General features: G+C 68.9%; 24 protein-coding genes. 10 read left to right on the top strand and 14 right to left on the bottom strand.

The window, feature by feature from the left end; all coding sequences use genetic code 11:
• Positions 1-2 precede the first annotated feature (2 nt).
• Positions 3-1,574, bottom strand: a complete 1,572-nt coding sequence (locus BN977_RS09240; protein ID WP_051561213.1) for an FUSC family protein — start codon at positions 1,572-1,574, stop codon at positions 3-5.
• A 34-nt stretch (positions 1,575-1,608) separates the two neighbouring features.
• Here BN977_RS09240 and BN977_RS09235 point away from each other — a divergent pair, with 34 nt between their 5' ends.
• From BN977_RS09235 to BN977_RS09225, 3 genes are all read left to right on the top strand, one after another.
• Positions 1,609-2,517, top strand: a complete 909-nt coding sequence (locus BN977_RS09235) for an Fpg/Nei family DNA glycosylase (protein ID WP_036397275.1) — start codon at positions 1,609-1,611, stop codon at positions 2,515-2,517.
• Positions 2,518-2,564: 47 nt separating this feature from the next.
• Positions 2,565-3,314 carry an SDR family oxidoreductase gene (locus tag BN977_RS09230; protein WP_024453166.1) on the top strand — a complete coding sequence of 250 codons (750 nt, stop codon included), beginning with the start codon at positions 2,565-2,567 and terminating at the stop codon, positions 3,312-3,314.
• Between the two features lie 69 nt (positions 3,315-3,383).
• Entirely contained in the window at positions 3,384-3,701 is a 318-nt protein-coding gene (locus BN977_RS09225; RefSeq protein ID WP_234709531.1) for a hypothetical protein, read from the top strand.
• A gap of 57 nt (positions 3,702-3,758) precedes the next feature.
• Here BN977_RS09225 and pgi read toward each other — a convergent pair whose 3' ends face one another.
• The gene (gene pgi / locus BN977_RS09220) at positions 3,759-5,408 is read right to left on the bottom strand and encodes a glucose-6-phosphate isomerase (protein WP_024453164.1); all 1,650 of its coding nucleotides are present in this window, start codon (positions 5,406-5,408) and stop codon (positions 3,759-3,761) included.
• Positions 5,409-5,458: 50 nt separating this feature from the next.
• Here pgi and BN977_RS09215 point away from each other — a divergent pair, with 50 nt between their 5' ends.
• From BN977_RS09215 to modA, 3 genes are all read left to right on the top strand, one after another.
• Positions 5,459-6,916, top strand: coding sequence for an NAD-dependent succinate-semialdehyde dehydrogenase (locus BN977_RS09215; protein WP_036397272.1), 1,458 nt, complete (start codon positions 5,459-5,461; stop codon positions 6,914-6,916).
• Between the two features lie 138 nt (positions 6,917-7,054).
• A complete protein-coding gene (locus tag BN977_RS09210; RefSeq protein ID WP_036397270.1) occupies positions 7,055-7,462 on the top strand; it encodes a TOBE domain-containing protein in 408 nt (135 codons plus the stop codon).
• On the top strand, positions 7,459-8,208 hold the full coding sequence (gene modA, locus BN977_RS09205) for a molybdate ABC transporter substrate-binding protein (protein ID WP_036397269.1): 750 nt from the start codon (positions 7,459-7,461) through the stop codon (positions 8,206-8,208). Before BN977_RS09210 ends, modA begins: the two co-directional genes overlap by 4 nt.
• Here modA and BN977_RS09200 read toward each other — a convergent pair.
• Positions 8,205-8,501: a chorismate mutase gene (locus BN977_RS09200; protein WP_024453160.1), complete on the bottom strand. Its 297-nt coding sequence runs from the start codon at positions 8,499-8,501 to the stop codon at positions 8,205-8,207. The two genes, modA and BN977_RS09200, sit on opposite strands and share 4 nt — an antisense overlap.
• 201 nt (positions 8,502-8,702) lie before the next feature.
• On the opposite strand from BN977_RS09200, the gene pcrA reads away from it, so the two are divergent.
• A complete protein-coding gene (gene pcrA, locus BN977_RS09195) occupies positions 8,703-11,012 on the top strand; it encodes a DNA helicase PcrA (protein ID WP_024453159.1) in 2,310 nt (769 codons plus the stop codon).
• On the opposite strand, the gene BN977_RS09190 is transcribed toward pcrA, so the two are convergent.
• The 7 genes from BN977_RS09190 to BN977_RS09160 form a co-directional block, all read right to left on the bottom strand.
• Positions 11,009-11,413 (bottom strand): 4Fe-4S dicluster domain-containing protein, encoded by a 405-nt coding sequence (locus BN977_RS09190; protein WP_036397266.1) that lies wholly within the window; start codon positions 11,411-11,413, stop codon positions 11,009-11,011. The two genes, pcrA and BN977_RS09190, sit on opposite strands and share 4 nt — an antisense overlap.
• Complete coding sequence (locus tag BN977_RS09185; RefSeq protein WP_036397265.1) at positions 11,410-12,990, bottom strand: FAD-dependent oxidoreductase; 1,581 nt, start codon at positions 12,988-12,990, stop codon at positions 11,410-11,412. The genes BN977_RS09190 and BN977_RS09185 overlap by 4 nt, the downstream gene beginning before the upstream one ends.
• On the bottom strand, positions 12,974-13,708 hold the full coding sequence (locus BN977_RS09180; RefSeq protein ID WP_036397263.1) for an ABC transporter ATP-binding protein: 735 nt from the start codon (positions 13,706-13,708) through the stop codon (positions 12,974-12,976). The genes BN977_RS09185 and BN977_RS09180 overlap by 17 nt, the downstream gene beginning before the upstream one ends.
• Before the next feature lie 13 nt (positions 13,709-13,721).
• Positions 13,722-14,576 carry an ABC transporter permease gene (locus tag BN977_RS09175; protein ID WP_036398772.1) on the bottom strand — a complete coding sequence of 285 codons (855 nt, stop codon included), beginning with the start codon at positions 14,574-14,576 and terminating at the stop codon, positions 13,722-13,724.
• Positions 14,573-15,532 (bottom strand): ABC transporter substrate-binding protein, encoded by a 960-nt coding sequence (locus BN977_RS09170; RefSeq protein ID WP_036397261.1) that lies wholly within the window; start codon positions 15,530-15,532, stop codon positions 14,573-14,575. Before BN977_RS09170 ends, BN977_RS09175 begins: the two co-directional genes overlap by 4 nt.
• A gap of 130 nt (positions 15,533-15,662) precedes the next feature.
• Positions 15,663-16,217: a hypothetical protein gene (locus BN977_RS09165; protein ID WP_036397259.1), complete on the bottom strand. Its 555-nt coding sequence runs from the start codon at positions 16,215-16,217 to the stop codon at positions 15,663-15,665.
• Position 16,218: 1 nt separating this feature from the next.
• Positions 16,219-17,289 carry a M23 family metallopeptidase gene (locus BN977_RS09160; protein ID WP_036397257.1) on the bottom strand — a complete coding sequence of 357 codons (1,071 nt, stop codon included), beginning with the start codon at positions 17,287-17,289 and terminating at the stop codon, positions 16,219-16,221.
• 270 nt (positions 17,290-17,559) lie between these two features.
• On the opposite strand from BN977_RS09160, the gene sucC reads away from it, so the two are divergent.
• Positions 17,560-18,723: an ADP-forming succinate--CoA ligase subunit beta gene (sucC, locus tag BN977_RS09155; RefSeq protein ID WP_036397256.1), complete on the top strand. Its 1,164-nt coding sequence runs from the start codon at positions 17,560-17,562 to the stop codon at positions 18,721-18,723.
• Between the two features lie 12 nt (positions 18,724-18,735).
• The gene (gene sucD / locus BN977_RS09150) at positions 18,736-19,638 is read left to right on the top strand and encodes a succinate--CoA ligase subunit alpha (RefSeq protein ID WP_036397254.1); all 903 of its coding nucleotides are present in this window, start codon (positions 18,736-18,738) and stop codon (positions 19,636-19,638) included.
• Between the two features lie 76 nt (positions 19,639-19,714).
• Here sucD and BN977_RS09145 read toward each other — a convergent pair whose 3' ends face one another.
• The 4 genes from BN977_RS09145 to BN977_RS09130 form a co-directional block, all read right to left on the bottom strand.
• Complete coding sequence (locus BN977_RS09145; protein ID WP_036397252.1) at positions 19,715-21,604, bottom strand: S9 family peptidase; 1,890 nt, start codon at positions 21,602-21,604, stop codon at positions 19,715-19,717.
• A gap of 77 nt (positions 21,605-21,681) precedes the next feature.
• Positions 21,682-22,305 carry a TetR/AcrR family transcriptional regulator gene (locus BN977_RS09140; protein ID WP_456093687.1) on the bottom strand — a complete coding sequence of 208 codons (624 nt, stop codon included), beginning with the start codon at positions 22,303-22,305 and terminating at the stop codon, positions 21,682-21,684.
• Between the two features lie 56 nt (positions 22,306-22,361).
• On the bottom strand, positions 22,362-23,444 hold the full coding sequence (locus tag BN977_RS09135; protein WP_036397251.1) for a MarR family transcriptional regulator: 1,083 nt from the start codon (positions 23,442-23,444) through the stop codon (positions 22,362-22,364).
• A 4-nt stretch (positions 23,445-23,448) separates the two neighbouring features.
• On the bottom strand, positions 23,449-24,564 hold the full coding sequence (locus BN977_RS09130; protein ID WP_036397250.1) for an ATP-binding protein: 1,116 nt from the start codon (positions 24,562-24,564) through the stop codon (positions 23,449-23,451).
• Between the two features lie 149 nt (positions 24,565-24,713).
• On the opposite strand from BN977_RS09130, the gene BN977_RS09125 reads away from it, so the two are divergent.
• Entirely contained in the window at positions 24,714-26,240 is a 1,527-nt protein-coding gene (locus tag BN977_RS09125; protein ID WP_036397249.1) for an acetyl-CoA acetyltransferase, read from the top strand.
• Positions 26,241-26,308 lie beyond the last annotated feature (68 nt).

Below are 26,308 nucleotides of genomic sequence, written 5' to 3'. Positions count from 1 at the left end.
CCTCAGCCGTGTTCGAGCTGCCAGCAGGCGGCCAGCGCGCGGTAGGCGTCGTGCTCGGCGGCGGCGACCGTCGGCCACAGCCGCTCGGCGGCCTCCCGCTGGGCGGCCGAGCCGCCCACCGCGCCCTGGTACGCGTCGAGCATCGCCATGGCGCGCAACTGCAGATCACGGCGGTCGGCGCGGGCCTGCGCGGTGCTGACGGCCCCGGCGGCCAGGTGCGCGGTGGTGGCCGCGAGCGCCGCGGTGGTGGCCGCGATGGCCTCGGTGATCGGGGCCGGACCGCGTCGATGTATCGCCACGCGGTAGATGAAAAGCGCTGCTGCACAGCCGATCACCGTATCCAGGCCGCGCGCCAGGAGTAGCTGCCCGACATCGGCGACGGGGTGTCCGCCCGCTGCGATGGTCAATGCGATCGGGGTGATGAACACGACGGCGATCGCGTAGTTGCGCACCACGAACATCTCGATGGTGAACTGGAGCGCCGCGATCACCGCGACCAGCCACAGCCCCTGCGGATGCCAGGCCAGGATCAGCCCCGCCAGGCCCAGGCCCAACCAGGTCCCGGCCAACCGCTCGACCCCGCGCTGCACGGTGCGCAGCCAGTCGAACCCCTGATGCAGCATCAGCACCGCCGCGGCCATCGCCCAGTAGGCGTGATCGATGGACAGCGCCGAGGCGACCGTGCCGGCCAGCGCGACCGCGGCCCCGACCCGCCCCGCCAACCGCAGGGATTCCGAGCCCGGCGTGACAGCGCGGCGCAGCAAGGTGAGATTGCCCGGCCGGCCCAGCGGCAGTTCGGGCGCGGTGTCGGCGAATGCCGCGTCGTCGAGCGCCGGTACCGGCTCGCCGCGGTCCACTGCACCCATCGCCGCCGCGAAGACCCGGTGCAGCCGGTGATTCTCCGCGCGCAGCCGCTGTAGCGTGCCGTCTGGGCGAGGTTGGGCGGGCTCGAAATTCACCAACGTCACCCAGGCGTGATGCAGGGCGCGGGCGGCCAGGTGGCGGTCGGTGCCGTCGCCCGATTCGAGGTAGCGCCCCACGGCGGCGCGCGCGGCCTCCACCACCGCGTGCTCCGGGCCGCGTGGCCGCCACAGCGCCCCCACCATGTGCGCCAGCCAGGCGAAGGCTCCGCCGGCGAGCACCAGGGCGCCGATCCGCCACGGGGTCAGGTGGGCGGCGGCCGTCGCGGTGCCCGCCGCGCAGCCGAGCATGAACATGTACGCCCCCGGCGGCCCCACGCTGAGGGCATGGCACACCAGCACCGCCACCATGGCGATGACCGTGATGGTCACCAGCCCGAGCGCGGGAACCTGGGCCGCCCAATCGCCGAGTGCCACCGCGACGGCGAAGCTCAGCGCGATGACCGCCAGGTAGCCCGCGCGGTTGAGGTACGGGCGGCCGCTGCCGTACAACGCGGTGAATCCACCGATGGTGGCGATGAGCCCGGCCGCCGCGTCGCCGAGCAGCCAGCCGACCAACACCGGCACGGCCATGCAGACGCCGGCCCGCAACGCGAACGGCCAACGCCGCGGTGCCGGATTCAGGACCAGCAGGCGACGCAGGATCGACGGCACCTGCCGACCCTATCGGGGGTGTCACACTGGACCCATGCCCGAACTGCCCGAAGTCGAGGCGCTCGCCGATCATCTCCGTCGGCACGCCGTCGGACGGTCGATCACGCGCGTGGACGTGGCGGCCCTGTCGGTGCTCAAGACCTTCGACCCACCGGTCACCGCCCTGCACGGCCAGACCGTGATCGGCGCCGCGCGCTGGGGCAAGTATCTCGGTCTGCAGGCCGGGGAGCTGTACCTGATCACCCATCTGTCCCGGGCCGGCTGGCTGCGCTGGTCCGACAAATTGGCCCCGACGCCGTTGAAGCCGGGCAAGGGACCGATCGCCCTGCGGGTGCACCTCGGAGCCGCCCCGGCGGCGACATCGGACCTGGGAGCCGCCCCGGCGGCGACATCGGGCGGCGGCGTCGGTTTCGACCTGACCGAGGCCGGGACCCAGAAACGCCTCGCGGTGTGGGTGGTCACCGATCCGATGGCCGTCCCGCAGATCGCCGCACTCGGACCCGATGCGCTGTCGCTGGGACCGGCCGACCTTGCCGAGGTGCTGGCCGGGCAGAGCGGCCGCATCAAGACCGTGATCACCGACCAGAAAATCATCGCCGGCATCGGCAACGCCTACAGCGACGAAATCCTGCACGTGGCAAAGCTTTCCCCGTTCGCCACCGCCGGAAAGCTGACGGCCGACCAGCTCGGCGCGCTGCACGACGCGATGGTGACGGTGCTGACCGACGCCGTCACCCGGTCGGTGGGCCAGGGTGCCGCCACGCTCAAAGGTGAGAAGCGTTCCGGGCTGCGGGTGCACGCCCGCACCGGACTGCCGTGCCCGGTGTGCGGGGACACCGTGGCCGAGGTGTCCTTCGCCGACAAGTCCTTCCAGTACTGCCCGACGTGCCAGACCGGCGGCAAGAAACTGGCCGACCGCCGGATGTCCCGGCTGTTGAAGTAGGCCGAGCGCGCGCTGGACGAGTTATCTAACTCGGTTATTCTGCTGCCATGACTCGCCAGAGAATCCTCATCACCGGTGCCAGTTCCGGGCTGGGCGCCGGCATGGCGCGCGCCTTCGCCGCGAAGGGGCGTGACCTGGCCCTGTGCGCACGCCGCACCGACCGGCTGGACGAACTCAAGGCCGAGATCGCCGACAGGCACCCCTACGTCAAGGTGGCGGTCGCCGCCCTCGACGTCAACGACCACGAGGCCATTCCGCGGGTGTTCGGGGCGCTGTCCGACGAACTGGGCGGTATCGACCGCGTCATCGTCAACGCAGGCATCGGCAAGGGCTGGCCGCTGGGCGAGGGTAAGCCGTGGGCCAACAAGGCCACCATCGAGACCAACCTGATTGCCGGGATGGCGCAGATCGAGACCGCGCTGGAGATGTTCAAGAAGACCGGCGGCGGGCACCTGGTGCTCATCTCCTCGGTGCTCGGGAACACCGGTGTGCCCGGCGGTAAGGCCGCTTACTGCGCCAGCAAGGCCGGGATGACCTCACTGGGCGAGTCGCTGCGCGCCGAATACGACAAGGGCCCCATCCGAATCACCGTCGTCGAGCCCGGCTATATCGAGTCGGAGATGACGGCCAAATCCGCCACCACCATGCTGATGGTCGACAACGAGACCGGCGTGCGCGCCATGGTCGACGCCATCGAGAAGGAGAAGGGCCGCGCGGTGGTCCCGAGTTGGCCATGGGCGCCGCTGACGCAGATCATGCGGTTGCTGCCGCCGAAGTACACCAAGCGGTTCGCCTGAATTTTGCCGACCGTCACGTTTAGTCGGTCGTGACCACCGGGTAGTCGACACCACATGATGGTGAAACTGATGAAGATGACGCCCCTACTGTTCACAGGTGCGGCCGCTGCCGGAGCCATCGCGCTTGCCCCGGCCGCGATGGCCGAGCCGATGCCGCCGGCGCCGCCGGCCCCCGGCTGTTACAACCCGGACGGCACCCCGTGTACGCCGTCGGCGGGTCCGCAGGGTGCCGGCGCCGAGGTCCCGGGTGGTCCGGGTGCCCAGGCCGGCGCCGACGGGCACGTCTCGGCCGGTGTGCCCGGCGGCCCGTGGGCCGAGGCCGGCCCCGGCGGCGGGATCGCCTGTGTGCCCGGCGGCCCATGCCGGACCATCGACCTGCCCGGCTGACCCATGTGATTTCGGCGCGCCCGCCCGCGGTCACCGCGGGTAGGCGCGCCGAAATCGCTAAGCGCTGCGGCCTCTTTCGACGCGGTAGCGACGCACCAGGGCGTCGGTCGAGGTGTCGCTCTGCGGCGCCGGTGACGCGTCGCTGGTGAGCACCGGCAGCAGCGCCTTGGCTTGGGTCTTGCCCAGCTCGACACCCCACTGGTCGAACGAGTCGATACCCCAGACGACCCCTTCGGTGAAGACCTGGTGCTCGTACAACGCGATCAACTGGCCGACCACCGACGGGGTCAGTTTGGTCGCCAGGATCGAGGTGGTGGGCCGGTTACCTGGCATCACCTTGTGCGGGACGACGTCTGCCGGCGTTCCTTCGGCGGCGATCTCCTCGGCCGTCTTGCCGAACGCCAACACCTGGGTCTGGGCGAAGAAATTGCTCATCAACAGGTCGTGCATGCTGCCGGTGCCGTCCGCGGTGGGCAGATCGTCGGTGGGCTGGCTGAACCCGATGAAGTCGGCCGGGATCAGCCGCGTGCCTTGGTGCAGCAACTGGTAGAAGGCGTGCTGACCGTTGGTTCCCGGTTCGCCCCAATAGATTTCGCCGGTGCTCGTGGTCACCGCGGTGCCGTCGGCCTGTACCGACTTGCCGTTGGACTCCATGGTGAGCTGTTGCAGATAGGCGGCAAAACGGGACAAGTCATTGGAGTACGGCAGCACGGCCCGGGACTGGGCGCCGAAGAAGTTGTTGTACCAGAGCCCGATCAGGCCGAGCAGTGCCGGCGCGTTCTCGGCCAGCGGCGCGGTACGGAAGTGCTCGTCGACCAGGTGGAAACCGGCCAGGAACTCGGCGAAACGTTCCTTGCCGATGACGGCCATCACGCTCAGCCCGATCGCCGAATCCACCGAGTACCGGCCGCCCACCCAGTCCCAGAACCCGAACATGTTGGCGGTGTCGATGCCGAACTCGTCGACCAGGCGCTTGTTGGTGGAGACCGCCACGAAATGCTTGGACACCGCGGCATCGCCGAGGGCGTCGGTGAGCCAGCGCCGCGCGGCGGTCGCGTTGGTCAGCGTCTCCAGGGTGGAGAACGTCTTCGATGCGACGATGAAAAGCGTTGTGGCGGGGTCGAGTCCGTCGAGTTTGGCCACCAGGTCGGCCGGGTCGACGTTGGACACGAAGCGCGCCGAGATGCCGGCGTCGGCGTAGTGGCGCAGCGCGTCGTACACCATCACCGGTCCGAGGTCCGAGCCGCCGATGCCGATGTTGACGACGGTCGTGATGCGCTGTCCGGTGGCGCCGGTCCACTCACCGGAGCGCAGTCGATCGGTGAACGCGCCCATCGCGTCGAGCACCTCGTGCACATCGGCGACGACGTCCTGACCGTCGACGGTCAACTGCGCCCCGCGCGGCAACCGCAGCGCCGTGTGCAGCACCGCCCGGTCCTCCGAGGTGTTGATGTGCACGCCGGAGAACATCGCGTCCCGGCGGCCCTCCAGGTCAGCGGCCTTGGCCAGATCGACCAGCAAATCGAGGGTTTCGCGGGTGACGCGGTGCTTGCTGTAGTCGATGTAGAGATCGCCGACGGTCAGCGTGAGGTCGGTTCCACGGGCCGGATCCTCGGCGAAGATCTCCCGAAGATTCTTCGACGCGAGCTCGTCATGGTGACGGGTCAGCGAATGCCATGCGGCCGTTGCGGTGATGTCAGCGCTCATTCTTCAGACCTTAGTGCGGCGTGCGTGTCGAGGGTGTACATGATGGATGTATGCGCACCGAACACTTGGCAGAGCTGATTTCCTCCGTGCCCACCGGACTGTGGATCGGCGGTGAGGAGCGCGCCGGCTCGTCGACCTTCGAGGTGCACAACCCGGCGACCGACGAGGTGATCACCTCGGTGGCCGACGCGACACCGGAAGACGGTATCGCCGCACTCGACGCCGCGGCGGCCGTGCAGGCCGACTGGGCCGCCACCCCGGCGCGGGAACGCGGTGAGATCCTGCGCTCGGTGTTCGAAACCATCACGGCGCGTGCCGAAGACGTCGCCACGCTGATGACCCTGGAGATGGGCAAGGTCATCGCCGAGAGTCGCGGCGAGGTCAAGTACGGCGCCGAGTTCTTCCGCTGGTTCTCCGAGGAGGCGGTGCGCATCGAAGGCCGCTACACCCACAGCCCGGCCGGCACCGGCCGCATCCTGGTGACCAAGATGCCCGTCGGGCCGTGTTACGCGATCACGCCGTGGAACTTCCCGCTGGCGATGGGCACCCGCAAGATCGGCCCGGCGCTGGCCGCCGGTTGCACCATGATCGTCAAGCCCGCACAGGAAACCCCGCTGACCATGCTGCTGCTGGCCAAGCTGATCGACGAGGCCGGCCTGCCCAAGGGCGTGCTGTCGGTGCTGCCGACCTCCAAACCCGGAGAGCTGACCACCGCGCTGATCGACGACGGCCGGCTGCGCAAGCTGACGTTCACCGGCTCCACCGGCGTCGGTAAGGCCCTGGTGAAACAGTCGTCGGACAAGCTGCTGCGCACGTCGATGGAGCTCGGCGGCAACGCGCCGTTCGTGGTGTTCGACGACGCGGATATCGACGCCGCTGTCGAGGGCGCCCTGCTGGCCAAGATGCGCAACGGTGGCGAGGCCTGCACGGCCGCCAACCGGTTCCACGTCGCCAACGCGGTGCGCGCGGAGTTCACCGAGAAGCTGGTCAAGCGGATGAGCGAGTACCAGCTGGGCAACGGCCTGGACGATTCCTCGACGCTGGGTCCGCTGATCTCGCCCAAGCAGCTGGGCATCGTCAACGAGCTGGTGACGGACGCGGTGCACCGCGGCGCGGAGGTGGCCGTCGGCGGCGAGGCGCCCGCCGGACCGGGCAACTTCTTCCCCGCCACGGTGCTCGACGGCGTGCCCGCCGACGCACGCATCCTCAAGGAGGAGGTGTTCGGCCCGGTCGCGCCGATCATCGGGTTCGACACCGAGGAAGAGGGCATCGCCGCGGCCAACAACACCGAGTACGGATTGGCGTCCTACATCTACACGCAGTCGCTGGACCGGGCGCTGCGGGTGGCCGAAGCCGTGGACGCCGGCATGGTCGGCGTGAACCGCGGGGTGATCTCGGACCCGGCCGCGCCGTTCGGCGGGGTGAAGCAGTCCGGCTTCGGCCGTGAGGGCGGCACCGAGGGGATCGAGGAGTACCTCGAGACCAAGTACATCGCCTTCACCCCCTGACTTCTTCTCGCCCAATTGATCAAACGGGCGCGAAAGTGCGAGAGGACCTCGCCAGAAAGTCGAATTCGGCGGGCGGGGTCTTCCGCATAAGCGGATGTACGCGTCACATTCCACCGAAAATGCGGATACGATGCCGCGGTGCCGACGATCCGGATCCGCGAGGCCGCCGAGCTGCTCGGCGTCAGTGACGACACCGTGCGGCGCTGGGTCGACGACGGCAGCCTCACCGCGAGCGCCGACGAGTCCGGCCGCAAGGTGCTCGACGGCGCGGAGTTGGCGGCCTTCGTGCGCGGGCACGCCGGCCGGGCGCCGCAGGACCCGGTCGGGATCGGCAGTTCGGCGCGCAACCGGTTCGCCGGTCTGGTCACCAAGGTCGTCACCGACACGGTGATGGCCCAGGTCGAGATGCAGTGCGGCCCGTTCACCGTCGTCTCCCTGATGAGCACCGATGCGGTGCGCGAACTGCAGCTGGAGCCGGGCAGCGTGGCCGTGGCCGTCGTCAAGGCCACCACCGTCATCGTCGAGACCCCGGGAGACCGCAGATGAAACGCTTGGCCGCGCTGCTGTTCGCCGCCGCCATGCTGGCCGCCGGATGCAGTTCGGATCAGTCGGGGCCCGGTCAGCACCTGGTGGTGTTCGCGGCGGCCTCGCTCAAGCAGACCTTCACCCAGATCGGCGAACAGTTCAAGACCGACAACCCCGGCGCGACGGTGGAGTTCTCCTTCGCCGGCTCCTCGGACCTGGTGACCCAGCTGACCCAGGGCGCCAAGGCCGACGTGTTCGCCGCAGCGGATACCAAGAACATGGACAAGGCGGCCCAGGCCGGGCTGCTGGCCGGGAATCCGGTGAACTTCGCCACCAACACCCTGACCATCGCGGTGGCGCCGGGCAACCCCAAGGGCATCAGAACCTTCCGCGACCTGGCCCGGCCCGGCCTGGCCGTCGTGGTGTGCGCGCCGCAGGTGCCCTGCGGGGCCGCCACCAAGAAGATCGAGGACGCCACCAAGGTGATACTGGCCCCGGTCAGTGAGGAGTCGGCGGTCACCGACGTGCTGGGCAAGGTGTCGACCGGTCAGGCCGACGCCGGGCTGGTGTACGTCACCGACGTCGCGGGGTCGGGCGGCAAGGTCGACGGTGTCACATTCCCGGAGTCGACCGGCGCCGTGAACACCTATCCGATCGCCACGCTGAAGGGCGCCGCCGATCCGGACCTCGCGCAGAAGTTCGTCGAACTGGTCACCGGGCCGGCCGGTCAGCAGGTGCTGGCCCAGGCCGGCTTCGCGAAGCCTTAGTGGCCGAGCCGGCCGCGACCCATCTGCAGCAGCAGCATCGCCAGGTCCTTGCCCTCGGGGCCGAGCTCGCTGTAGCGCTCGATCACCTTCATCTCCCGGCTGTGCACCAGCCGGGTGCCGCCGGAGGCCATCCGGATCTTGCCGATGGTCTGGGAGACCTCTTTGCGCCGCTTGATGGCGGCCAGGATCTCGGCATCCAGCCGGTCGATCTCCAGGCGCAGGTCGTCGATGCTGGGGGCGTCGGTTTCGAGACTCATGGATGACTCCTCACTGTTGGTGGGTTCTGGTTTCATCCGGTTTCGGGCCTCACACAACAGACGAGCCCCGGATCCGGATGCGGACCGCGGGGCTCTGGGAAGCAGCTAGACCACGGGCACCGCGGATCGGTACCCGTAAAAAAATCGTCCCTGCTGCTGGAGCACGTTTCGAGTGTGCCACCAAGCAAGCCGTCGACGCAAAAAGTGTCCCCGTGCAGCGGTAGGTTTGACACCGATATGAGCGTCATCAGCGAAACCGATCACCTTCTCGACGGACTCAACCCGCAGCAACGCCAGGCGGTGCTGCACGAGGGGTCGCCGCTGCTCATCGTGGCCGGCGCCGGGTCGGGCAAGACGGCGGTGCTGACCAGGAGGGTGGCCTATCTGCTGGCCGCCCGGGATGTCGGCGTCGGGCAGATCCTGGCCATCACCTTCACCAACAAGGCCGCCGCCGAGATGCGTGAGCGCGTGGTCCAACTGGTCGGGCCCCGGGCCCGCAACATGTGGGTGTCGACGTTCCACTCGACGTGTGTGCGCATCCTGCGCAACCAGGCCTCGCTGCTGCCCGGCCTCAACTCCAACTTCTCCATCTACGACGCCGACGACTCCCGGCGCCTGCTGATGATGATCGCCAAGGACATGGGGCTGGACACCAAGCGGTACTCGCCGCGGGTGCTGTCCAACGGGATCTCCAACCTGAAGAACGAACTCGTCGATCCGGAGCGGGCCGTCGCCGAACTCACCGACTCCTCCGACGACATGTCCAAGACCGTGGCGTCGGTGTTCGGTGAATACCAACGCCGGCTGCGCGCCGCCAACGCGCTGGACTTCGACGACCTGATCGGCGAGACGGTCGGTGTGTTGCAGGCGTTTCCACAGGTGGCGCAGTACTACCGGCGCCGGTTCCGGCACATCCTGGTCGACGAGTACCAGGACACCAACCACGCCCAGTACGTGCTGGTGCGGGAACTGGTGGGCGGCGGCCCCGAGGACACCGGTGAGGTGCCGCCCGCGGAACTGTGCGTGGTGGGTGACGCCGATCAGTCCATCTACGCGTTCCGCGGTGCCACCATCCGCAACATCGAGGACTTCGAGCGCGACTACCCGAACGCGACAACCATTCTGCTGGAACAGAATTACCGTTCCACCCAGACCATCCTGAACGCCGCGAACGCCGTCATCTCCCGCAACGCGGGGCGCCGGGAGAAGCGGTTGTGGACCGACTCCGGTGACGGTGAGCTGATCGTCGGGTACGTCGCCGACAACGAGCACGACGAGGCGCGGTTCGTCGCCGGTGAGATCGACGCGCTGGCCGACCAGAATCAGATCAACTACAACGACGTGGCGGTGTTCTACCGGACCAACAACTCCTCCCGCGCGCTGGAGGAGGTGTTCATCCGTTCGGGCATCCCGTACAAGGTCGTCGGCGGCGTTCGGTTCTACGAGCGCAAGGAAATTCGCGATATCGTCGCCTACCTGCGGGTGCTGGACAACCCCGGCGACTCGGTGAGCATGCGGCGCATCCTGAACACCCCGCGCCGCGGTATCGGGGACCGCGCCGAGGCGTGTGTGGCGGTGTACGCCGAGAACACCGGCGCCAGCTTCAACGACGCCCTGCAGGCCGCCGCCGAGGGCAAGGTCCCGATGCTCAACACCCGCTCGGAGAAGGCCATCGCCTCGTTCGTGGCGTTGCTCGACGAGTTGCGCGGCGGCCTCGACGGCGAGCTCGGCGACCTGGTCGAGTCGGTGCTCGACCGCACCGGCTACCGTCGCGAGCTCGAGGCGTCCAACGACCCGCAGGACCTGGCGCGCCTGGACAACCTCAACGAATTGGTCAGCGTCGCACACGAATTCAGCATCGACCTGGCCAATGCGCAGGCTCTTCGCGAGGAGGAGGAGCTCGACGAAGACATCCCCGAAACCGGGGTACTGGCGCAGTTCCTGGAGCGGGTGTCACTGGTCGCCGACACCGACGAGATCCCCGAGCACGGCTCCGGTGTGGTCACCATGATGACCCTGCATACCGCCAAGGGGCTGGAATTCCCGGTGGTGTTCGTGACCGGCTGGGAGGACGGCATGTTCCCGCACATGCGGGCCCTCGGCGACCCGACGGAGCTGTCCGAGGAACGCCGCCTGGCTTACGTGGGGATCACCCGGGCCCGGCAGCGGCTCTATCTCAGCCGGGCCAAGGTGCGGTCGTCGTGGGGACAGCCGATGCTCAACCCGGAGTCCCGGTTCCTGCGCGAGATCCCCGAGGAACTGATCAACTGGCGCCGCGTCGAGACGCCGGCATCGGTGCTCAGCGCGCCGCGCAGCGTGGGCCGGTTCGCCGACAGCGCCCGCCCGGCCCCGGCTCGGTCCTCGGCGCCGCGCAACCGGACGCTGCTGGTGCTCGAGCCCGGCGATCGGGTCACCCACGACAAGTACGGGCTGGGCCGGGTGGAAGAGGTGTCCGGGATGGGCGAATCGGCCATGTCGCTCATCGACTTCGGTAGCGCGGGCCGGGTCAAGCTGATGCACAACCACGCGCCGGTCACCAAACTCTAGGTCGGGTGATTCCACGGCTGCTCGGCGAGCTCGGCCGGCGCCGGTAGCCCTGGCTCGGGCAGCGGCGGCACCGCGAACAGTGCCGCGTTCTGGTCGAGTCGCGCACCGGGTGTGCGGCCCTTGCCCCAGCCGACCAGTTCCCGGTACCCGCCCAACAGTCCGGCGGCCGCGACGGCGGACTCGTCGGCGTGCGGGCTGGTCGCACCGACGGGGCCCGACACCGGCGACACGTAGAGCGCGTCGGTGGGGCAGTACGCCTCGCACATGAAACAGGTCTGGCAGTCGGCCTGCCGCGCGATCACCGGAATACCGTCCGGCCCGCGGTCGAAAACGTCGGTCGGGCAGACCTTTACGCAGACGTCACATCCGATACACGCTGCGGTACTGACGATTTCGATCACGCCACGGCGTCCGAGGTGAGCAGTCGGGGTGTCACCGGGTCGGGGGCGGTCCACACCGTGTCCAGGCCACCCACCAGGATGCGGTGCCCGCACCGGCCGTCGGTCCCGGGCTGGTCCTCGCGCCGGTGCAGACCCCGGGTCTCCGCGCGGGCCAGCGATGCGGCCGTCATCCAGCGCGCCGCGGCCGCCAGCGCCACGGCCTGGCGCGGTTTGTAGGCGTCCCGCGCCGGCACCGGGGCCAGACCATCGGACAGTTGACGCCACACACTCTCGAGGGCGGCGGCCGATTCGGTCAGCCGGGCACCGGACTTCCGGTAACTGCGGGCCGGCGGCAGGATATGCGCCTGCACCGCGCGCACCACGTCGTCGACCGTCGGCGCGCCCCGGACGGCACCGGCAACCGGTGGCCCGGGTGTCGGGTGCGCGCGACGGCCTCTGCTGAACTCGGCGGCCGCCCGACCGGCGAACGTCCCCGACGCGATCGCCCACGCCCCGTTGTGGCTGCCACCGCCGCTGATCGCCCCGGTGATCAGTTCCCGCGTCGCGGCGTCACCGGCCGCGTACAGCCCGGGAACCGTTGTCGCACAGTCGGGCCCGGTCAGTCGCAGGCCGCCGGTGCCGCGCACCGACCCCTCGTAGACCATCCGCAGCGGATAGGCGGTGGTGAACGGGTCGATGCCGGCCTTGTCCAGGGGCAGAAAGTAGTTGGGCTGGGCGTCGCGCATGGCCTGGCGGGCGTGCAGCGGCGCGCGGTCCAGGCGGGCGAACACCCGGTTCCCCTTGGCCAGTTCGCGCTGCGCGTCCTGGCGGCCGTTCAGTCCCGGAGCCGTGGTCAGCGGGCGACCACGGTCGTCGTAGAAGGTGCCCCACTGCAGCATCCGGCCCTTGGTGTGGGTGCCCCATTCGGGGGCCAGCGCGTACGCGGTGCAGAACTCCATCCCGGACAGTTCGGCGCCGTGCTCGGCGGCCATCAGCAGTCCGTCCCCGGTGTTCACGTTCGTACCGAACGCGCCGGACAGGAACGCCGTGCCACCGGTGGCCAGCACCACCGCGGCGGCGGTGATCCGCCAGGGCCGGCCGCCGTCCTGGCGGGCGATCCCGGCCGCCCCGCTGACCACCCCGTCGGGATCGGCGAGCAGGCGCAGCGCCGGGTGATGGTCCAGGATGCGCACCCCGCGCCGGTGCGCCCTGCGCCGCATCCGGCGCATGTACTCGGGGCCCTGCAGGCTGCTGCGCAGCGGCCTGCCGTCCGGGCCGGCCGGAAACGGGTAACCCCAGTCGGCCAGCTGCCCGATCCGCTCCCACGTCGTTTCCACCACGCGGGCCATCCAGTCGGAGTCGGTGAGCCCGCCGGCGGCCCGCTCGCGATCCCGGATCGATTCCTCGCGGCGCGGGCCGGGGCCCACCAGCCACAGATTGTTGCCGCCCGCGGCGGTGGCGCCGCTGGTACCGCAATATCCCTTGTCCACCAGGGTGACCCGGGCACCGGTTTCCGCCGCGGTGATGGCCGCCCAGGTGGCCGCCGGGCCGCCGCCGATCACCAGCACATCGGTGGTGTGCTCATCGGCTTCGGTCATGACCGACTTCCTCCTTGACCCCGAGCTCGTCGAGCAGCGCCCGCCGCAGCCCGTCGAAACCATCGGAGCCGCGGGTGCGGGGGAACGGGAGGCCGACCTTGCGGTCCAGGGACACGCGGCCGCCGGAGAGCACGACGACACGGTCGGCGAGCAGGATGGCCTCGTCCACATCGTGGGTGACGTGCAGGACGGCCATATTGCGCCGGGCCCACAGCTCGTGCAGCAGCCGGTACATGCGCAGCCGGGTCAGCGCGTCGAGAGCGCCGAACGGTTCGTCGAGCAGCAGCAGATCGGGTTCGCGGACCAGCGCCCGGGCCAGCGCCACTCGTTGCGCTTCACCGCCGGACAGCGAGAGCGGCCACGCCTTGGCCTTGTCGGTCAGGCCGACCTCGGCCAGGGCGGCATGCCCGCGGGCAGTGCGGCTCGGGGTGTCCGGGCCGGAGTCGCGCAGGGCGAAGGTGACATTGGCCAGTGCACGCCGCCATGGCAGCAGCCGCGGATTCTGGAACACCACCGCCCGCGAGCGCGGCACGACCAGCGATCCGGTGACGCCGTCGTCGAGGCCGGCCATGGCGCGCAGCAGGGTGCTCTTCCCCGAGCCGGATCGGCCCAGCATCGCGACGAACTCACCGTCGGCGATCTCCAGCTCCAGCTCGTCGAGCACCTGCTGCGGGCCGAAAGCGCGGCTCAGCCCGCGGATCTGCACGGCGGTACTCATGCGATGATCGGCCTCACGAGACCCCGTCGAACCCGTTGCGCCACGACAACAGCAGCCGCTCCAGCAGTCGTACCAACGCATAGGACAGCAGGCCCGCGACCGCGTAGATCACGATCACCAACAGCGACACGTCGAACTGCAGGTTGGTCTGCGCTCGCGACATCAGGAAGCCGATGCCCTCGGTGGTGTTGATCATCTCGGCGAAGATCAGGCTCAGCCATGCGCTGGACAGCCCGAGACGAAGTCCGACAAGGAAATTCGGCATCGCGCCGGGCAGGATCACCTGGGTGACCAGGGCGCGCCGGGAGGCCTCCAGGGTGTGCGCCATCTCCACGAGCTGACGATCGACCCCGCGGATTCCCGAATAGGTGTTGATGTAGATCGCGATGGCGACGCCGGTGGTGATCAGCACGATCTTCGGGCCCTCGCCGATGCCCATCCAGATGATCAACAGCGGGGTGAGCGCGAAATTCGGTACCGCCTTGAGGATCTGCATGGTCCAGTCGAGCAGGTCCTCACCGGTGCGGGTCAGCCCGGCCGCCACCGCCAGCACCACGCCGATCAGGATGCCCAGTACCGTGCCGGTGACCACCCGGGTGGCGGAGGTGCCGACGTGCAGCGCCAGTTGCCCGTCGCCGAGCAGCCGCCACGCGGTGGCCGCCACCTCGGTGGGTGGCGGGAACAGGTTGCGGTCGAGCAGTTCGGTGGCCGAGCCGACGGCCCACACCGTCAGGATCGCCAGCGGTCCGATCAACCGGCGCAGCGGCCGAGGCAGGCGCCCCCACACACCTTTTCGACCACCGCGCCCGGCGACGACGTCGACCAGATCCGGTCCGGTCGCCCTGGCGGTGGTGGCGGCAACCGTCATGACTTCGCCCCAGCCCATTCCCGGACGGAGTAGTCGTGGTCGAACGAACCGTCGGCGTTGAGGAACGTGTAGGCCGCGGCCAATTGGTCGATGCCGACCTGCGGGAACGGCTCGGTGTTGAATTCGTCTGCGCTGGTGGACTTCTTGACGTAGTTCAGGTCGGTGTCGTCGGTCTTGGCGACCCAGGCCAGGTAGTCGTCGAAGTGCGCGTTGATATCGCCGTTGACCGCGGTGACGGCCTGCTGCCATGCCTCACGGAAACCGGGGTGCGCGTCGGTGAACGACGACAGCGCGATATTGGTGCCGGTGCTGCCGAAACCGTGCCTGGACAGGCTGTCGATGATCGGGAAGCCCTTCTCCTGCAACTCGATCGCGCTGGCGCCGGTGAGGATGGTGGCGTCGATCTGGCCGGAGCTCAGCCCGGCGATCGATTCGGGGGTCGGGACGTCGCGCACCTGGATCTTGCCGGTCAGGCCGGCCGCGTCGATCAGCTGGCGGGCGGCCCGGTCCCGGATGGTGCCCTGCGGCGCGGTGACGGACTTGTCGACCAGCCCACGGATATCGGTGGGGCCGCCCTTGGCGCCGACCAGCCACGCGTCGCCGTTCACCGAATCAAGGGACAGCAGGACGACTTTCGGGTCGCGACTGCGGGCCCGCAGGGCGGGATTGTCGCCGACCGCGGCGACGTCGACGGCACCGGCGAACAACGCCGAGACCACATCGCTGCCCGACTGGAAGAACGAGTATTCGATCTTGTCGACGCCGGCGGCCTTGAGCTTGTCGGACAGGATGCCTTGGCGGTCCCCCCAGCCCAGCGAGCCGGCCGGGGTGCCGGTCACCGATGTCGCGCCGATGCGCAACGTGAATCCGCCGGACGGGGCATCGGCCTTGCTGCACGCGACGGCCGAGACCGTCAGCACCGCGACAACGACGATGTGAAACAACCGGCTGAACATGGGAGTCGGGCCTCCGGAACGGTGTTGGCTGGCGTGACGGGCACGCGAATCAGTCCCAGTAGACGTCGGCATTGCGGCTCGAGCGACCGTTTGGCTCAAGCTGACTGGAAGAACGCTGTGGATCGCCGGGTCAGTCGGTGCGTGCCCAACGGCCCGTCGCGGGCAGCAGGGCCAGCACGATCGCGGCGACCGGCAACACCGGCATGGCGTAGACGACGGGGTGCAGCCGCGCGCCGGCCAGGAACAGACAGCCGAAGATCATCAGCCCGATCGCCGCGCCGATGACGATCAGCAGCCGGCCCAGCCGGCGGCGCAGCAGCAGCGCGATCAGGCCGCCGATCCCGGCCGCCGCCGAGATCGCGGTGAGGAACCCGATGGCCACGCAGAACAGCCGGTCGGTGCGCCACCAGCCGGCGATCAGGTCGGTGGCGATGACGGCGGTGGCCCAGCCGGTCAGGATGCTGAACACCGCCGCGGCGATGGCCGCCGCGGCGCCGGGTTCAGGCCGCGCCGACACGGCCTGCGGTTTGGGCCGCGGGGTGTAGCTGGGGATGTAGCTGGTCTGGTCGGGCTCGGCCGGGCCACGCACGAAGGTGGTGCGGTCATCGCCGAGAGCCGGGAACGAACCGGTGGGGCTCCGGCGGATGATGTTCGTGCGGGGTTCGTCGGACGGGTCGGAACTCACATCATCCAACGTAGGTGCCGGGGCTAAGCCCCCGCTGAGCGAGCCACGGCACCGGGTCGATGCGGTTGCTGCCGTTGAGCAAGACCTCGAAGTGGCAGTGCGGGCCGGTCGAGTTGCCGCGGTTGCCGATGGTGGCGATCTGGTCGCCGGCCATCACGCGCTGACCGACCGACACCAGCCAGGTGTTGACGTGGCCGTACAGCGTGACGGTGCCGTCGTTGTGGCGGATCTTGACCCACGCCCCGTAGCCGGCGGTCGGCCCTGCGTCGATGACGGTGCCGTCGGCCACGGCCACGATGGGCGTGCCGATCGGTCCGGCGATGTCGATACCGGCGTGCAGCACGCCCCACCGGTACCCGAAGCCCGACGTCCACACGCCCTTGGTGGGCATCACGAACAGCGGCCGAGCCAGCCGGGCCTCCCGCTCGGCGCGCTCCTGGGCGAAGGCGGCGGCCTTGGTGATCTCCTCGGCGTGCACCGCGGAGCTGGCGGCGGGCTCGACTGTGACGATCTGCATGCCATCGGTCGACCCGGTGATGACACCGCCGCTGATGCCGGCCTGCGCGCCGGTGAGGATGGTGTCCGAGGTGGGCTTGGCCGAGTCGGCGGTGCTCAGCGTGTACGCGCCCGAGGCGGTGGCACCGGCGGCCATGGCGGCGATCAGCAGGCGGCTCTTGACGGCGCCGACGGTCTGCTTGCGGTGCGCGCCACCGGCACGCTGGCCGCGGATGTCGATGATGTCGGTCTTGGCCAGACCGTCGCTCAGGTCGGTGTGGCTGTCCCGGTAACCGCGGGCTGACGGTGCGGGCTGGTCGGATGCGAACTCACTCGGCACGGCCAGCCGCAGTGGGACCAGATCGTCGGTGTCGTTCAGGTCGTCGAGTTCCGGGGCGGCGATGACGCGCTGCTCCTTGTCGAACGCCGAGCTGTCCCGGAAATCGAGTTCGGGCAGGTCACCGAACTCGTTGAACGGGATGATGTCGGTCACTTCGGCGGCAGAGGGAGGACTGATCGGCTTGCGAGCGCTCGTCGCGGTTCCCTTCGGGGAGCGGGGCGAACTGTGCTCAAGCAACCTGCGATGTCCTTCTTTTCGTGACCTTGCCGTGATCTGGACCAGTAGGCACGGTAACGAAACGCGAATGTGAGTGGCAACCCAAGCGGGTATTCCACCCGGGATTGTGACTTGTATCACTGCGGGGGGTCGGTGAGATTTAGCACAAGTCAGGTGGGCGATGGGGGAGGTCGTCCCGCGGGTCGATAAAGTGCCCAGCGAGCCAGTCAGGCCCAAACGCTGAAGTGAATTCAAACGTCAACGCAGACAGACAGGGATTTCTCCGAGCTCATGGATCTCTTCGAATATCAGGCGAAAGAGCTGTTCGCCAAGCACAACGTCCCCACCACGCCCGGCCGGGTCACCGACTCGCCCGAGGACGCCAAGGCGATCGCCGAGGAGATCGGTAAGCCGGTCATGGTGAAGGCTCAGGTCAAGGTCGGTGGCCGCGGCAAGGCCGGCGGCGTGAAGTACGCGGCCACCCCGGAGGACGCCTTCACCCACGCGCAGAACATCCTCGGTCTGGACATCAAGGGTCACATCGTCAAGAAGCTGCTCGTCGCCGAGGCCAGTGACATCGCCGAGGAGTACTACATCTCCTTCCTGCTGGACCGCTCCAACCGCACCTACCTGGCCATGTGCTCGGTCGAGGGCGGCATGGAGATCGAAGAGGTGGCCGCCACCAAGCCCGAGCGCCTGGCCAAGGTGCCGGTCGACGCGGTCAAGGGTGTCGACCTGGCCTTCGCCCGGGAGATCGCCGAGAAGGGTCACCTGCCCGCCGAGGTGCTCGACGCCGCCGCGGTGACCATCCAGAAGCTGTGGGAGGTCTTCGTCGGCGAGGACGCCACCCTGGTCGAGGTCAACCCGCTGGTGCGTACCCCGGACAACCAGATCCTGGCACTGGACGGCAAGGTGACCCTGGACGCCAACGCCGACTTCCGGCAGCCCGGGCACGCGGAGTTCGAGGACAAGGACGCCACCGATCCCCTGGAGCTCAAGGCCAAGGAGAACGACCTCAACTACGTCAAGCTCGACGGTGAGGTCGGCATCATCGGTAACGGTGCCGGTCTGGTCATGTCGACCCTGGACGTCGTCGCCTACGCCGGCGAGAAGCACGGCAACGTGAAGCCGGCCAACTTCCTCGACATCGGTGGTGGCGCGTCGGCCGAGGTGATGGCTGCCGGTTTGGACGTCATCCTGGGTGACTCTCAGGTCAAGAGCGTGTTCGTGAACGTGTTCGGCGGCATCACCGCCTGCGACGCGGTCGCCAACGGCATCGTCAAGGCGCTGCAGATCCTCGGTGACGAGGCCAACAAGCCGCTCGTGGTCCGCCTGGACGGCAACAACGTCGAAGAGGGCCGCCGCATCCTGGCCGAGGCCAACCACCCGCTGGTGATCCAGGCCGAGACCATGGACGCCGGCGCCGACAAAGCCGCCGAGCTGGCGAACAAGTAAGGGACGCAATCAATGTCGATTTTTCTGAACAAGGACAGCAAGGTCATCGTCCAGGGCATCACCGGCGGCGAGGGCACCAAGCACACCGCGCTGATGCTCAAGGCGGGCACCCAGGTGGTCGGCGGCGTCAACGCGCGCAAGGCGGGTACTACCGTCGCTCATAAGGACAAAGACGGCAACGACATCGAGTTGCCGGTGTTCGGTTCGGTGGCCGAGGCCATCAAGGAGACCGGCGCCGACGTGTCGATCGCCTTCGTGCCGCCGGCCTTCTCGAAGGACGCCATCATCGAGGCCATCGACGCCGAGATCCCGCTGCTGGTGGTCATCACCGAGGGAATCCCGGTGCAGGACAGCGCCTACGCGTGGGCCTATAACGTCGAGAAGGGCCAGAAGACCCGGATCATCGGCCCGAACTGTCCCGGCATCATCACCCCCGGCGAGTCGCTGGTCGGCATCACGCCGAACAACATCACCGGCAAGGGCCCCATCGGCCTGGTGTCCAAGTCCGGCACGCTGACCTACCAGATGATGTACGAGCTGCGCGATCTCGGCTTCTCCACCGCCATCGGCATCGGCGGTGACCCGGTCATCGGCACCACCCACATCGACGCCCTCGAGGCGTTCGAGAAGGATCCCGAGACCAAGCTGATCGTGATGATCGGCGAGATCGGTGGCGACGCCGAGGAGAAGGCCGGCGCGTACATCCAGGCCAACGTCACCAAGCCGGTCGTCGGCTACGTCGCCGGTTTCACCGCGCCGGAGGGCAAGACCATGGGCCACGCCGGTGCCATCGTCTCCGACGGTGCGGGCACCGCGCAGGGCAAGAAGGAAGCCCTCGAGGCCGCCGGCGTGAAGGTCGGCAAGACGCCGTCCGAGACCGCCAAGCTGGCCCGGGAGATCTTCGAGACGCTGTAACGAGCTGCATACGAGAATGGCCTCCGCGGGATTCGCGGGGGCCATTCTCGTCGCGCCGACACTACGGTTTCTGCTGTCAATCGGGCTGTTTCGCGCCATCAACCGTCGTCTCGGCGGACAGGTGCTCGGCCAGGAACCGCTCGACGGCGTGGTACAGGTCGATCTGGTTGTCGGGGTTGAGAAAGCCGTGCCCCTCGTCGTCCTTCACCAGGTACTCGACCTGCACCCCGCGGGCCCGCAGTGCCGCCACCATGTTGTCGGACTCGGCCTGCACCACCCGAGAATCGTTGGCGCCCTGGACGATCAGCAGCGGGGTGCGGATGGCGTCCACCTTGGTGATCGGTGAGCGGGCCAGCATATCGGCCTCCTGCACCGGATCCGACGGGTCGCCGACGTAGCGGTGCCAGTTGTTGGCCAGGAAGGGCCGCGCGACATTCGGCAGGGTCCGCATGAAGTTGGGCAGGCTGGAGATCCCGACATAGTCGATGGCCGCGGCGAAGACATCGGGGGTGAAGGTCACGCCGACCAGCGCCGCGTACCCGCCGTAGGAGCCGCCGAAGATCGCCACCCGGTCCCGGTCGGCGATGCCCCGCTGCACGGCCCAGTCGACGGCGTCGATCAGGTCGTCGTGCATCTTGCCGGCGAACTCGCCGATGGCGGCCTGGACGAACGCCTTGCCGTAGCCCGTCGAGCCGCGAAAGTTGACCTGCAGCACCGCATATCCGCGGTTGGCCAGCAGTTGCACGTCGGGTTGGTAACCCCAGCAGTCCCGTGCCCACGGCCCGCCGTGCACCAGCAGGACCATCGGCAGGTTCGTCTGTTCCGTCCCGACCGGCAGGGTGAGATAGCCGTGCAGGTCCAGGCCGTCGCGCGATTCGATGGTGACCGGCCGCATCGGGGCCAGCGCCTCGGGATCCAGGTGCGGGTAGGGCCGGAACAACAGCCGATGCTCGCCGGTGGCGTGGTCGTAGAGGTAGGTGGCCCAAGGGTCGCGGTCGTCGGTGAAACTCACCACCCAGCGTCGCCCGCTGTCGTCGGAGGAGATGGCGGCCAGGTCACCGTCGGACAGCGCCGTCAAAGCACCCAGCACGTCGGCGAATTCCGGGTCCAGCGCGTGGATCACCTGACGCTCGCCGTAGTAGCGGGCCCCGATCAGCTCGCCGGTGCGGGCACTGCGGATCATCGGTGCGGGCAGCATGAGCTGCGTGGCCAGTTCGAGGCTGGGGTGACTGTCGACCTCGGTCTCGGCGCCGGTGGCCACGTCGACGCGGACCAGGCGGGTGCGGTCGGTGCCCTCGTTGGAGCCCAGCCACAGGCCGGTGCCGTCGGGCGTGACGGCGATCGGGTGGATGCCCAGTGGGTAGTCGGCACCGTCGTAGACCTTGATGGGACGCAACGCTTTTGCCGCCGGGTCCCAGTGCGACAGTTCGACGTCGCCGTCGGCCGTCAGCGTGTTGGTGAACAGTTCGCCGGTCTGGCTGCTCAACCATCCGACAACGGTGCCGGGGTTTTCGGCCAGCAGCGTCAGCTCGCCGGTGGCGATATCGAGTTCGTAGGCGTCGAACAGTTCGAGATTGCGCTTGTTGAGCTGGACGATCGCCTTGCCGGGCCGCCCCTTGAGCACCTCGAAATCCGCGCGGGTGCCGGGAAATGGGGTGAGGTCGACCGCGGGGGCGGACGGGTCGTCGAGATCGATGCGGTACAGGTGCCAGTTCTCGTCGCCACCGGTGTCCTGCATGTACAGCAGCCAGCGCGGGTCGGGGGTCCAGCGGTAGATGTACACGCTGCGGGTGTCGTCGGCGGTGACACAGCGGGCGGGTTCGTTCGTGTCCAGGCGCTGCACCCAGACGTTGAGGCGGTTGCGCCACGGGGCCAGATAGGCCAGGCGGGTGCCGTCGGGGGAGATGGTCGCCGCGGTGCGCTCGGGCGGGCGGAAGAACTCCTCGACGGTGATGTGGGTGGGCACGGTTGTCCTTTCTCGGGGCAGGCTGGGTCGACGGGCCCACCGTGATGTGGGCTCGTGATGAATTGGGGGAGAACAGGTCAGCGCCGCACGGGTCCGCCGATGCGGCCGTCGGTGGCTTCCTTGATGGCTCGGTCGATCAATGCATAGGCCTCGTCCTGGCTGACCGGCTTGCCTTCGACGACGACGGTGTGGCCGACGTCCTCGTCGATGACGCGGAACGCGCCGGTGACCGAGGCGGCGTAGAGCCGTGCAGACAGATGGTCGTCCGGCACGCCGAGCCGGTCGGCGATCACCGGGATCAACCCGCGCTCCATCTGGTCGTGCACCATCAGATAGGCGGTGCGCAGCGCGGGGTCGGTGTGCGACAGCGTGGCGATCCGCAGCGCGGCGACCTCGTCCTCGATGTCCTGCGGGGACAACGGGTACGTGACGGCCTCGGCCGCCAGGTGTTCGATGAGGGACAGTTCGTGCGGCCAACGGCGCGCCGAATCCAGGAAGCGTTCCGCGGATTTGGCCAGCAGCGGCTCCACGCAGCTCTCCTTGGTCCGGAAGTAACGCCAGATCGTCCTGGTGGAAAGCCCTGCGGCAGCGGCAATATCGTCACCACTGGTGGCGGCGACCCCGCGTTCCCAGAAGAGCGCGGCCGCGTGCCGGGACACGGCCAGGCGTGCCTGCGCCTGTTTGTCGCCGATCTGCACCACCCCCTTTGGCTTGTCACTTAGTGACAGCTCCACTGTGTCACTAAGTGACAAGCTCGTCAAGGGGTGGGCGGTTGTCCCTCGCGATAGCGCAGCACGTGGCGTACCAGTGGCTCGGTGAGGTCGTACCAGGTGGCGCGCCGGTCGCCGGCAGCGGACTTGGCGGCCGTGACCCAGCGCGCGGCCACCAGCCGGCCCAGTGCCGCCGACGCGGTCTGATTCGAAACGCCCACGGCGGCAGCGAGATCGGATACGGTGCGCGGCCCGTCGCCGCGTGCGATCTCGACCACCAGACGCTGTTCGCCGGCCGGCAGTTCCCACAGCCGATGCTGGTAGACCGGGGTCAGCCGGTCCAACAGTGCCGTCAGTACCGGCGTGACGGCGGCCAGGCCGTCGCGGTCGGCGACGTCACCGACCATCCGCCACATCCGGGGAGCCCCGCCGGTCACCGCGGCGATCTCCGCCAGCCGGTGCAGACCGTCGGGTGAGCACGCGTAACCGGCCAGCTCGTCGTCGCCACGATCGCGGGCCGTCCTGGCCACGATCTGCGCCCCGTCTTCGACGCTCAGGTCGGCCAGGTTCTCGATGATGAAGGACCCGTACCAAGGGTGGGTGCGTGACGACACGCCGGGGAAGAGGGTCGGTGCGGTGGCGAAAAGCGTGACGGAAGTTGATGTCTCGATCCAAGCCCGCAGACTGCCCTGACCGGCTTCGCCGATCGCGTCGAAGACGCGGTCCAGATTCTCGATGACGGCCAGCACCATCCGGCCGTCGGCGATGTCGACGATGGTCCGTTCCAGCTCGACCACGTCGTCGCGCCGGCCCTTCGCGTCCTCTCGACGGGTCCGCAGCAACTCGACGAGCAGATCGGCGTAGCTCCCGATCGCCAACGCATCTTCGGGAATGACAAGGGGCAGAATGTGTTCGGCGTGTGTGGTCAGGGTGCGATGGAGGGCGACGCGGACGGTGTGGGTCTTGCCGCTGCCGCGCGGTCCGACGAGCAGGGTGTGTGGCCGGGAGCCGTCCGTCGCGGCGGTCCCGATGCGCTGGACCAGTCGCGCCAGCAACGCCTCCCGCCCGACCGTGCGCGCTTCCAGGTCGGCGGCGGCGGCGGTGCCCGGTGTGTACAGCGGTGCGCTCATCGGCTCATCTCCGCATGGCCCGCCAGGCGCGCTGCACCAGGCCGGAGGCGAAGGTGTCGTCATCACCGTGCCGGCGCAGATAGTGGTCCTGCTCGAGCCGCTCGACGAAGGACACCAGCTGATCCTTGTCGGCGATGGGGGAGCCCTCGCTGTGCAACAACCGCAGAACCGCGTTGACGCCCAACGGTTCCGAAGCGTGGGCGTAGATGTCGAGCAGTTCGGCGATGGCCGGCGCATCGTCGCCGTAGTAGTTGCGCAGCCGGTCGCGGTAATGGCGCAGGTCCCACGGATCATGCGGATCGGCGATCGCCGCGTCGAGTAACCGCGGGATGTGTTCGGCGCTGACCGGTTCGCCGAGCCGGGCCGCGGCGGCCACCAGGTGCTGGATGTAATACGGCACGTGTTCGGCCGCGGCCGCGACGGCGGTGGCCACCGCATGGCGGTCGGTCGTGTCGACCTGCGCGCCCAACAGCAGGCATTCGGCCAGGTAGGTGGCATGGTCGGGGCGGATCGGGCCGACCGTGACCTTGCGGATGTCGTTGACCGAACTCAGGGCGTCGCCGGAAACATGGTGGAAACCGATCGATCCGGACAGCACCGTGGCCAGCCGGCCGGAGTGCTCCTGCCGTAACCGTCGCAACAGATGCAGGAAACCGTCTCCGCCGCCGGGCTTTTCCCGCTCCAGGTTGCGGGCCAGCACGGTGACCTCGTCGATGAACAGCACCAGCGGGCCACCGCGGGCACGGCCGACCGCCCGCTGCAGCAGGTCGTCGAGTGCGGCCTCGGCACGCGCCCGCTCGAACCGCACCGGACCGGTGCCGAAGGCGATCTTCCAGCGCTCGACCTCCTGGCGCAGCATCGTGTCCAGTCGGCCGAGCTCACCCGCCAGCGCCGAGACGAACTCGGCGTAGGTCTGCCGTTCGGCGCTCACCGAGATCACCGGCCAGCCGTGCTCGCGCGCGGTGTGGGCCACCAATCGCGCCAGCGAGGTCTTCCCGTGCCTACGGTCGCCGACCAGCGCCGCGCCGCCGTGGGGCACGCTGGCCAGGATCTCCTGCTGCTCCCGGACGCGGCCCACGACGTTCTCGGGCGGCACCACGCCACCCACCACCAGGGACATCGGACGAACCGGCCACGACATGCGGTAATTGTACGTCGGATCTGATGTACGTCTAACACGACGTACATCAATGGTGACGTGGAGACCGTTGTGCTTCCCGCAGGGCTATCCATTAGCCTGGCGAATTAACACCTGTCAGGAGATGTGTCATGGTCGATTCCCGTACCCCGGTCGTCGTCGGCGTGGGCCAGTTCACCGAACGCCTCGGCGATTCCGGCTATCGCGGCATGTCGTCGGTCGACCTCGCCGCCGCCGCGGCGCGGGCCGCCCTGGAGAACACCGGCGCCGATCCCGGAGCCGTCGCACGCGCCATCGACGTCATCGCCGGAACCCGGCAGTTCGAGATCTCCGGCCGGACACCGGCGCCCCTGGGCAAGTCCGACAACTACCCGCGGTCGGTGGCCGCGCGCATCGGCGCCGACCCCGCGCGAGCCGTGCTGGAGGTGATCGGCGGCCAGAGCCCGCAGCATCTGGTCACCGAGTTCGCCGGTGCCATCGCCGCCGGGCAGGCCGACGTGGTGCTGGTGATGGGGTCGGAGAACACCTCGAGCCTGCGGTACTTCGCGGACCGCGACGACAAGCCCGATCACTCCGAGACCGTCGGCGGGCAACTGGAGGACCGTGGCTACGGCTACGACGGCATCTTCGACGAGTACACGATCAAGCACGGCCTCATCGGCGCCCCGGTCCAGTACGGTTTGCTGGACAACGCGCGGCGCGCAAGGCTGGGGCTATCGGTCGCCGACTACCGGTTGGCGATGGCCGAGCTGTTCGCGCCGTTCTCCAAAGTCGCTGCCAAGAACCCGTACTCGTCGGCGCCCACGGAACGGTCGGTGGACGAACTGGTCACCGTGACCCCCGCCAACCGGATGATCTGCGATCCCTATCCGCGCCTCATGGTGGCCCGCGACCAGGTGAACCAGGGTGCGGCGGCGTTGCTCATGTCGGTGGCCAGGGCGCGCGAACTCGGTGTGCCGGAAGACAAGTGGGTATATCTGCGCGGGCATGCCGACATGAAGGAACAGAAGCTGCTGGAGCGCGCCGATCTCGGCGCCAGCCCCGCCTCGGTGCTCGCGGTGCGCGAGGCGCTGCGGTTGGCGGGTATCGGCCTGGACGACATCGCGGCGTTCGACCTCTACAGCTGCTTCCCGTTCCCGGTGTTCAACATCTGCGACGGGCTCGGGCTGGCGACCGATGACGAGCGCGGGCTGACCCTGACCGGCGGACTGCCCTTCTTCGGCGGTCCGGGCAACAACTACTCGCTGCATGGAATCGCCGAAGCGGTCAACGAAATGCGGGACAAGCCCGGCCAATTCGCGCTCGTCGGCGCCAACGGCGGTATCGCGAGCAAGTACTCGGTCGGCATCTACTCCACCGAACCCGCCGACTGGGCGCCCGACCGCAGCACCGAACTGCAGGGCGAGGTGGCCGGCTACCCGGCGGTGGCCGTCACCGAGCAGGCCGACGGGCCGGCGACCGTCGAGACCTACACGGTGCGTTACGACTGGACCCCGCACACCGGCATCATCGTCGGCCGGTTGGCCGCCGACGGGTCGCGCTTCCTGGCCACCACCGACGACGCGGCGCTGGTGGCGCTGCTGTCTGACGGCGAACCGCTGGGCGCGGCGATCGCGGTGCGCTCGACCGAGCAGGGCAACCGCGCGACGTTGGCCTGAGTCCAGCAAATCCGGCGGCCCACCGGTGCCTGCGGTCGACGGCTCGCGGGTGAGTGGCCGGCCCGAAT

This window comes from Mycolicibacterium cosmeticum (genome assembly GCF_000613185.1).
GTDB classification, from domain to species: Bacteria; Actinomycetota; Actinomycetes; order Mycobacteriales; family Mycobacteriaceae; genus Mycobacterium; species Mycobacterium cosmeticum.
The sequence above is the reverse complement of the archived record's forward strand: the minus strand, read 5'-3'. Positions and strand labels throughout refer to the sequence as shown.

Excerpts from the sequence above, each read along its gene's own strand:
- BN977_RS09235 (WP_036397275.1), top strand. The coding sequence starts at position 1,609 with ATGCCCGAACTGCCCGAAGTCGAGGCGCTCGCCGATCATCTCCGTCGG.
- BN977_RS09230 (WP_024453166.1), top strand. The coding sequence starts at position 2,565 with ATGACTCGCCAGAGAATCCTCATCACCGGTGCCAGTTCCGGGCTGGGC.
- BN977_RS09225 (WP_234709531.1), top strand. The coding sequence starts at position 3,384 with ATGAAGATGACGCCCCTACTGTTCACAGGTGCGGCCGCTGCCGGAGCC.
- pgi (WP_024453164.1), bottom strand. The coding sequence starts at position 5,408 with ATGAGCGCTGACATCACCGCAACGGCCGCATGGCATTCGCTGACCCGT.
- BN977_RS09215 (WP_036397272.1), top strand. The coding sequence starts at position 5,459 with ATGCGCACCGAACACTTGGCAGAGCTGATTTCCTCCGTGCCCACCGGA.
- modA (WP_036397269.1), top strand. The coding sequence starts at position 7,459 with ATGAAACGCTTGGCCGCGCTGCTGTTCGCCGCCGCCATGCTGGCCGCC.
- BN977_RS09200 (WP_024453160.1), bottom strand. The coding sequence starts at position 8,501 with ATGAAACCAGAACCCACCAACAGTGAGGAGTCATCCATGAGTCTCGAA.
- pcrA (WP_024453159.1), top strand. The coding sequence starts at position 8,703 with ATGAGCGTCATCAGCGAAACCGATCACCTTCTCGACGGACTCAACCCG.
- BN977_RS09185 (WP_036397265.1), bottom strand. The coding sequence starts at position 12,990 with ATGACCGAAGCCGATGAGCACACCACCGATGTGCTGGTGATCGGCGGC.
- BN977_RS09180 (WP_036397263.1), bottom strand. The coding sequence starts at position 13,708 with ATGAGTACCGCCGTGCAGATCCGCGGGCTGAGCCGCGCTTTCGGCCCG.
- BN977_RS09175 (WP_036398772.1), bottom strand. The coding sequence starts at position 14,576 with ATGACGGTTGCCGCCACCACCGCCAGGGCGACCGGACCGGATCTGGTC.
- BN977_RS09170 (WP_036397261.1), bottom strand. The coding sequence starts at position 15,532 with ATGTTCAGCCGGTTGTTTCACATCGTCGTTGTCGCGGTGCTGACGGTC.
- sucC (WP_036397256.1), top strand. The coding sequence starts at position 17,560 with ATGGATCTCTTCGAATATCAGGCGAAAGAGCTGTTCGCCAAGCACAAC.
- sucD (WP_036397254.1), top strand. The coding sequence starts at position 18,736 with ATGTCGATTTTTCTGAACAAGGACAGCAAGGTCATCGTCCAGGGCATC.
- BN977_RS09135 (WP_036397251.1), bottom strand. The coding sequence starts at position 23,444 with ATGAGCGCACCGCTGTACACACCGGGCACCGCCGCCGCCGCCGACCTG.
- BN977_RS09130 (WP_036397250.1), bottom strand. The coding sequence starts at position 24,564 with ATGTCCCTGGTGGTGGGTGGCGTGGTGCCGCCCGAGAACGTCGTGGGC.
- BN977_RS09125 (WP_036397249.1), top strand. The coding sequence starts at position 24,714 with ATGGTCGATTCCCGTACCCCGGTCGTCGTCGGCGTGGGCCAGTTCACC.